The following is a 4,810-nucleotide window of genomic DNA, read 5'->3' on the forward strand; positions in this document are numbered from 1 at the left end:
CCGCCCCCGCGGGGGCGGCGCGGGGGGCCCCCCGCCGGGGGGGCCCCCCCCGCGACGGTAGGGGCCGCGCGCGCCCGGGCGCAAGGCGTGGTGGGCGACCGCCGCCATCGACTTCGCCGTAGGGGCCGCGCGCGCCCGGGCGCAAGCCATGGCACGCCGGCCGGCGTATTTCGCGCTTGACCGGGCCGCGACGGCGGCGATTCTCGCGCCGGCGCCGCGTCATCAGGAGGAGCATCGGCGATGAAGATCACCTGGTTCGGCCATTCGGCCTTCCGCCTGGAGTTCGGCTCGTCGGTCGTGCTGATCGACCCCTTCCTCACCGGCAACCCGGCGTTCGCGGGCGACCCCGAGGCGGCCTCCGCCGGGGCGACGCACGTCCTGCTCTCCCACGGCCATTCGGATCACGTCGGCGACGCCGTCGCCATCTGCAAGCGCACCGGCGCCAAGCTGGTGGCGAACTACGACCTCTGCATGTGGCTCGGCCGGCAGGGCGTCGAGAAGATGGACCCGATGAACACCGGCGGCACCACCGACCAGGGCGAGTTCGCCGTCTCGCTCACCATCGCCTTCCATTCCTCGGGCGTGCTCGAGCAGAACGGCATGTCGCAGCACCTCGGCCTGCCGAACGGCGTCGTCGTGGCGCCGAAGGCGAAGGGCGAGCCGGTCGTCTACCACATGGGCGACACCGAGATCTTCTCCGACATGGCGCTGATCGGGGAGCTCCATCAGCCGACGGTGGCGATGGTGCCGGTCGGCGACCGCTTCACCATGGGCCCGCGCAGCGCGGCGGTGGCGGTGAAGCGCTTCCTGCCCAGCGTGACCACGGCGATCCCCTGCCACTACGCCACCTTCGGCCTGCTGCTGCCCGACGCCTCCGGCTTCGTCGCCGAGATGCAGGGCGCGAAGGCGCGCGTGCTGGTGCCCGAGAAGGGCGTTCCGGTCACGCTCTGAGCGCCGCCCGCCCCGCCGCGCCGTCACGGCGGGGTGCGCGTCAGTCCTGCGGCAGCGGATACTTCTCCAGATAGGGCATGTAGTCGGGCTCGACGTCGATCTCGAGCGTGGCGAGCAGCCGCACCACGGCGCAGTAGAAGCTGACGGTGATCACCAGGTCCACCAGCCGCTCGTCGTCGAGGTGCGCGCGCAGCGCGTCGAAGGTCTCGGCGCTCGCGCCCGGGCCGGCGGCGATCTCGCGCGCCGCGCGCAGCACCAGCTTCGCCGCCGGCTCCAGCGTCGTCGGCCGGCCGGCGGTCTCGTCCATGATCGCCCGGATGTCGGCGTCGGTAACACCGAAGTCGTAGCCGATCTTGACGTGGTGCGACCACTCGTAGGGCGAGCGCGCGAGCCAGCCGACCTGCAGGATCGCCATCTCGCGCAGCCGCGGGTCGAGCCTGCTCCGGTGGCGGATGTAGTGGCCGAGGGCGTGGTGCGCCCGCGCCCCGCCCGGGCTGTGCACCAGGCAGCGGAACAGGTTGATGTTGCGCTCGAGCAGGTCCTGGTCCGACGGCGCCAGGTCCGCCTTGTCGAGATAGGGCAGTCGCGCCATCGCTCGCCTCCTTCCCGCGCTCCGGCGGCGCCGAGCTTGGGTGGCGCGCGCGCGGGCGGTCAAGCCCGTGCCGGGCGCCGCGATCCCGTCCCCGCCGCGCGACGGCTTGACGCGGCCGGCGCGAGGGCCTGCGATGGGCCGCCGAGGCCGCGCCGCCGCTGCGGCCTGTCCCCGCATCGTGAACAGGGATCGGAAGAGCATGCCAGAGCAGGATTTCGACACCGCGATCGCCGCCGTCCAGCGCGAATGGGTCGGCCGCAGGCGCGTGCAGGAGGACGAGATCGCGCTCACCGCGGTGCGCCGCGCCGCCGGCATGCTCGACCTCGACCCCGACTCCTTCCAGGTCGGCACGCCGCTGCCGCCGCACTGGTTCACCCTGTTCTTCGGGCCGATCTTCCGCCAGTCCGACATCGGCCCGGACGGCCACGCGCGCCCCGGCGCGGTGCTGCCGCCGATCCCGCTGCCGCGGCGCATGGGCGCGGGCCGGCGCGTGCGGATCATGGGCCGCCTGCGCGCCGGCGAGCCGGCGCGCCAGACCACCGAGGTAGTCGCGATCACGCCGAAGATGGCGCGCACCGGCCGGATCGCCATCCTCACCCTGCGCCAGACCGTCGAGGCGCGCGGCGAGACGATCGCGGTGGACGAGTTCGACGCCATCTACCGCGAGGCCGTGCCCCCCGGCCAGAAGGGCCCGGCCGCGACGCCGACCCCGGCGCCCGCCGATCCCGCCTGGGCGGACGAGATCGTGCTCACCACGCCGCTGATATTCCGCTACTCCGCCCTCACCTGGAACGCGCACCGCATCCACTACGACGCCGACTACGCGCGCGGCGTCGAGGGCTATCCCGGCGTCGTGCACAACGGCGGCCTGACGATGCACCTGATCCTCGACGCCGCGCTGAAGCGCGCGCCCGGGGAGCTCACCGGCTACACCGCGCGGCTCGTGCATCCGCTCTTCGCCGGCGAGACCCTGGTGATGGCCGGCCACGCGGCGCGCGACGGGAAGATGAGCGTCTGGGGCGCCAACAAGGCCGGCGCCCTCTGCGCCCAGCTGGAGCTGGAGTTCGCGAAGTGAGCGGAGGCCCGCTCGCGGGCGTGCGCGTGGTGGACCTGACGACCGTCGTCGTCGGGCCGGTCGCCTCGCGCACGCTCGCCGACCAGGGGGCGGAGGTGATCAAGGTCGAGGCGCCGGAGGGCGACATCCTCCGCCACCTCGCCCAGGGCAGCCGCACGCCCGGCATGTCCGGCAAGTTCATCAACTTCAACCGCAACAAGCGCGGCGTCTGCCTCGACCTCAAGCACCCCGACGGGCTCGCCGCGATGAAGCGGCTGCTCGCGCGCGCCGACGTGTTCGTCAGCAACGTCCGCCCGCCGGCGCTCGCGCGGCTCGGCCTCGACCACGCCTCCCTGTCGAGGGACAACCCGCGGCTGATCGTCTGCAACATCGTCGCCTTCGGCCGCGGCGGGCGCTACTACAACCGCCCGGCCTACGACCCGATCATCCAGAGCCTCTCCGGCGTCGCCGGCACCTTCGAACGCGCGATCGGCGAGCCGCGCTTCGTGCCGATGGTGATGACCGACCACATCACCGGCCTGATCGCCGCGCAGTGCATCGGCTTCGCCCTCTACCGGCGCGAGAGGACCGGGACGGGCGAGGCGATCGAGGTGCCGATGTTCGAGAACATGGCGGGCTTCGTCGCCGCCGAGCACCTCGGCGCCGCCACCTTCGACCCGCCCTGCGGCCCCTCCGGCGACAACCGGCTGCTCAGCCCGGACTACCGCCCGCTGCCGACCCGGGACGGCTACATCACCGTCGCCCCCAACAGCGACGCCCAGGCCTTCGCCTTCTTCGACGCGATCGGCCGGCCGGAACTGAAGAGCGATCCGCGCTTCGCCACCGCCGCCGCGCGCACCGCGAACGCCGCCGCGTACTTCCGCGTGCGCGCCGAGGGCCTGCGCCGCAGGACGACCGAGGAGTGGCTCGCGATCTTCGCCGCGCTCGACGTGCCGGCCGCGCGCTACAACACGATCGACGACCTGCTGACCGACCCGCACCTCGCCGATGCCGGCTTCTTCGTCCCCGAGGAGCACCCGACCGAGGGCCGCCTCCGCCGCACCCGCGTGCCCAACCGCTTCTCGGGGGGGATGCGCGAGGACGCGCTGCCCGCGCCGCGCCTCGGCCAGCACACGCGCGAGGTGCTGGCCGAGCTCGGCTACGGCGCCGCGGAGATCGCCCGCATGATCGAGGCCGGCGCCGCGCTCGACCGCCCCCGCACCGAGACCGCCTGAGACCGACCCGGAGCCCCGCCCCATGACCCGACGCGCCCCGCTGCCCACCTGGCGCTCGCTGCTGTTCGTCCCCGCCACCGCCGAGCGCTTCGTCGCCAAGGCGCACACCCGCGGCGCCGACGCGATCATCCTCGACCTCGAGGACTCGATCCCGCCGGCGGAGAAGGAGGCGGCGCGCGCCGCCCTCGCCGCCGCCGCCCGCACCGTCGGCCAGGCGGGCGCGGACGTGGTGGTGCGCATCAACCGCCCCCTCGAGCTCGCCGTGCCCGACATCGCCGCGGCGGTGATGCCCGAGGTCGCGGCGCTTATGCTGCCCAAGGTCATGGGCCCCGAGCACGTCCGCCTGCTCTCGGAGGTGGTCGCGGCGCGCGAGGCCGCGCGCGGCCTTCCCCCCGGCCACACCCGCCTGATCGCGCTGGTCGAGACGCCGGCGGCGCTCGCCCATCTCAACGCCATCGCCGCCGCCGATCCGCGCCTGGTCGCGCTCGGCGCCGGCGGCGAGGACCTCGCGACCGAGCTCGAGAGCCAGCCGACGCCGGATGCGATGTACGTCTTCGCCATGCTCGCGATCGCCGCGGCGCGCGCCGCCGGCATCCTGCCGATGGGCGTGCTCGGCCCGTTCGCCGACTTCCGGGATCTCGAGGCCTACCGCGCCGGGCTGCGCCGCTCGCGCGCCCTCGGCTTCGCCTGCGCCGCCTGCATCCACCCCGCGCACGTGCCGATCATCAACGAGGAATACGGCCCGAAGCCCGAGGAGGTGGAGCGGGCGCGGCGCCTGGTCGCCGCCTTCGAGGAGGCCGTGGCGCGCGGCCAGGGCGCCGTCGCCTTCGAGGGCGCGATGATCGACCTCCCCATCGTCGAGCGCGCGCGCCGGCTGCTCGCGCGCGCCCGTCCCGGCTGAGCGCCGCCGCGGGCGCGCGCGAGCAGCCTAGCCTCCTCCGGGCCCAGACCGGCCCGCCGGGGCCTGCCCGCCGCGAG

At 74.5% G+C, this 4,810-nt stretch carries 5 protein-coding genes; 4 read left to right on the top strand and 1 reads right to left on the bottom strand.

Annotated features, from left to right (window positions below; all coding sequences use genetic code 11):
- Positions 1-240 precede the first annotated feature (240 nt).
- Positions 241-951 (top strand): metal-dependent hydrolase, encoded by a 711-nt coding sequence (locus tag K1J50_RS11515; RefSeq protein ID WP_255575215.1) that lies wholly within the window; start codon positions 241-243, stop codon positions 949-951.
- 40 nt (positions 952-991) lie between these two features.
- On the opposite strand, the gene K1J50_RS11520 is transcribed toward K1J50_RS11515, so the two are convergent.
- The gene (locus tag K1J50_RS11520) at positions 992-1,543 is read right to left on the bottom strand and encodes a carboxymuconolactone decarboxylase family protein (RefSeq protein ID WP_220117862.1); all 552 of its coding nucleotides are present in this window, start codon (positions 1,541-1,543) and stop codon (positions 992-994) included.
- A gap of 199 nt (positions 1,544-1,742) precedes the next feature.
- Here K1J50_RS11520 and K1J50_RS11525 point away from each other — a divergent pair, with 199 nt between their 5' ends.
- The 3 genes from K1J50_RS11525 to K1J50_RS11535 are packed head-to-tail and all read left to right on the top strand — an operon-like array spanning position 1,743 to position 4,733.
- Positions 1,743-2,618, top strand: coding sequence for a hypothetical protein (locus K1J50_RS11525; protein WP_220117863.1), 876 nt, complete (start codon positions 1,743-1,745; stop codon positions 2,616-2,618).
- On the top strand, positions 2,615-3,832 hold the full coding sequence (locus tag K1J50_RS11530; protein WP_220117864.1) for a CaiB/BaiF CoA transferase family protein: 1,218 nt from the start codon (positions 2,615-2,617) through the stop codon (positions 3,830-3,832). Before K1J50_RS11525 ends, K1J50_RS11530 begins: the two co-directional genes overlap by 4 nt.
- Before the next feature lie 22 nt (positions 3,833-3,854).
- Positions 3,855-4,733, top strand: coding sequence for an HpcH/HpaI aldolase/citrate lyase family protein (locus tag K1J50_RS11535; protein ID WP_220117865.1), 879 nt, complete (start codon positions 3,855-3,857; stop codon positions 4,731-4,733).
- Positions 4,734-4,810: the final 77 nt, after the last annotated feature.

The organism is Caldovatus aquaticus, assembly GCF_019458025.1.
GTDB lineage: Bacteria > Pseudomonadota > Alphaproteobacteria > Acetobacterales > Acetobacteraceae > Caldovatus > Caldovatus aquaticus.

What these genes read in the sequence shown, in the direction of transcription:
- K1J50_RS11525 (WP_220117863.1), top strand. Translation starts at nt 1,743, where the DNA reads ATGCCAGAGCAGGATTTCGACACCGCGATCGCCGCCGTCCAGCGCGAA.
- K1J50_RS11515 (WP_255575215.1), top strand. Translation starts at nt 241, where the DNA reads ATGAAGATCACCTGGTTCGGCCATTCGGCCTTCCGCCTGGAGTTCGGC.
- K1J50_RS11535 (WP_220117865.1), top strand. Translation starts at nt 3,855, where the DNA reads ATGACCCGACGCGCCCCGCTGCCCACCTGGCGCTCGCTGCTGTTCGTC.
- K1J50_RS11520 (WP_220117862.1), bottom strand. Translation starts at nt 1,543, where the DNA reads ATGGCGCGACTGCCCTATCTCGACAAGGCGGACCTGGCGCCGTCGGAC.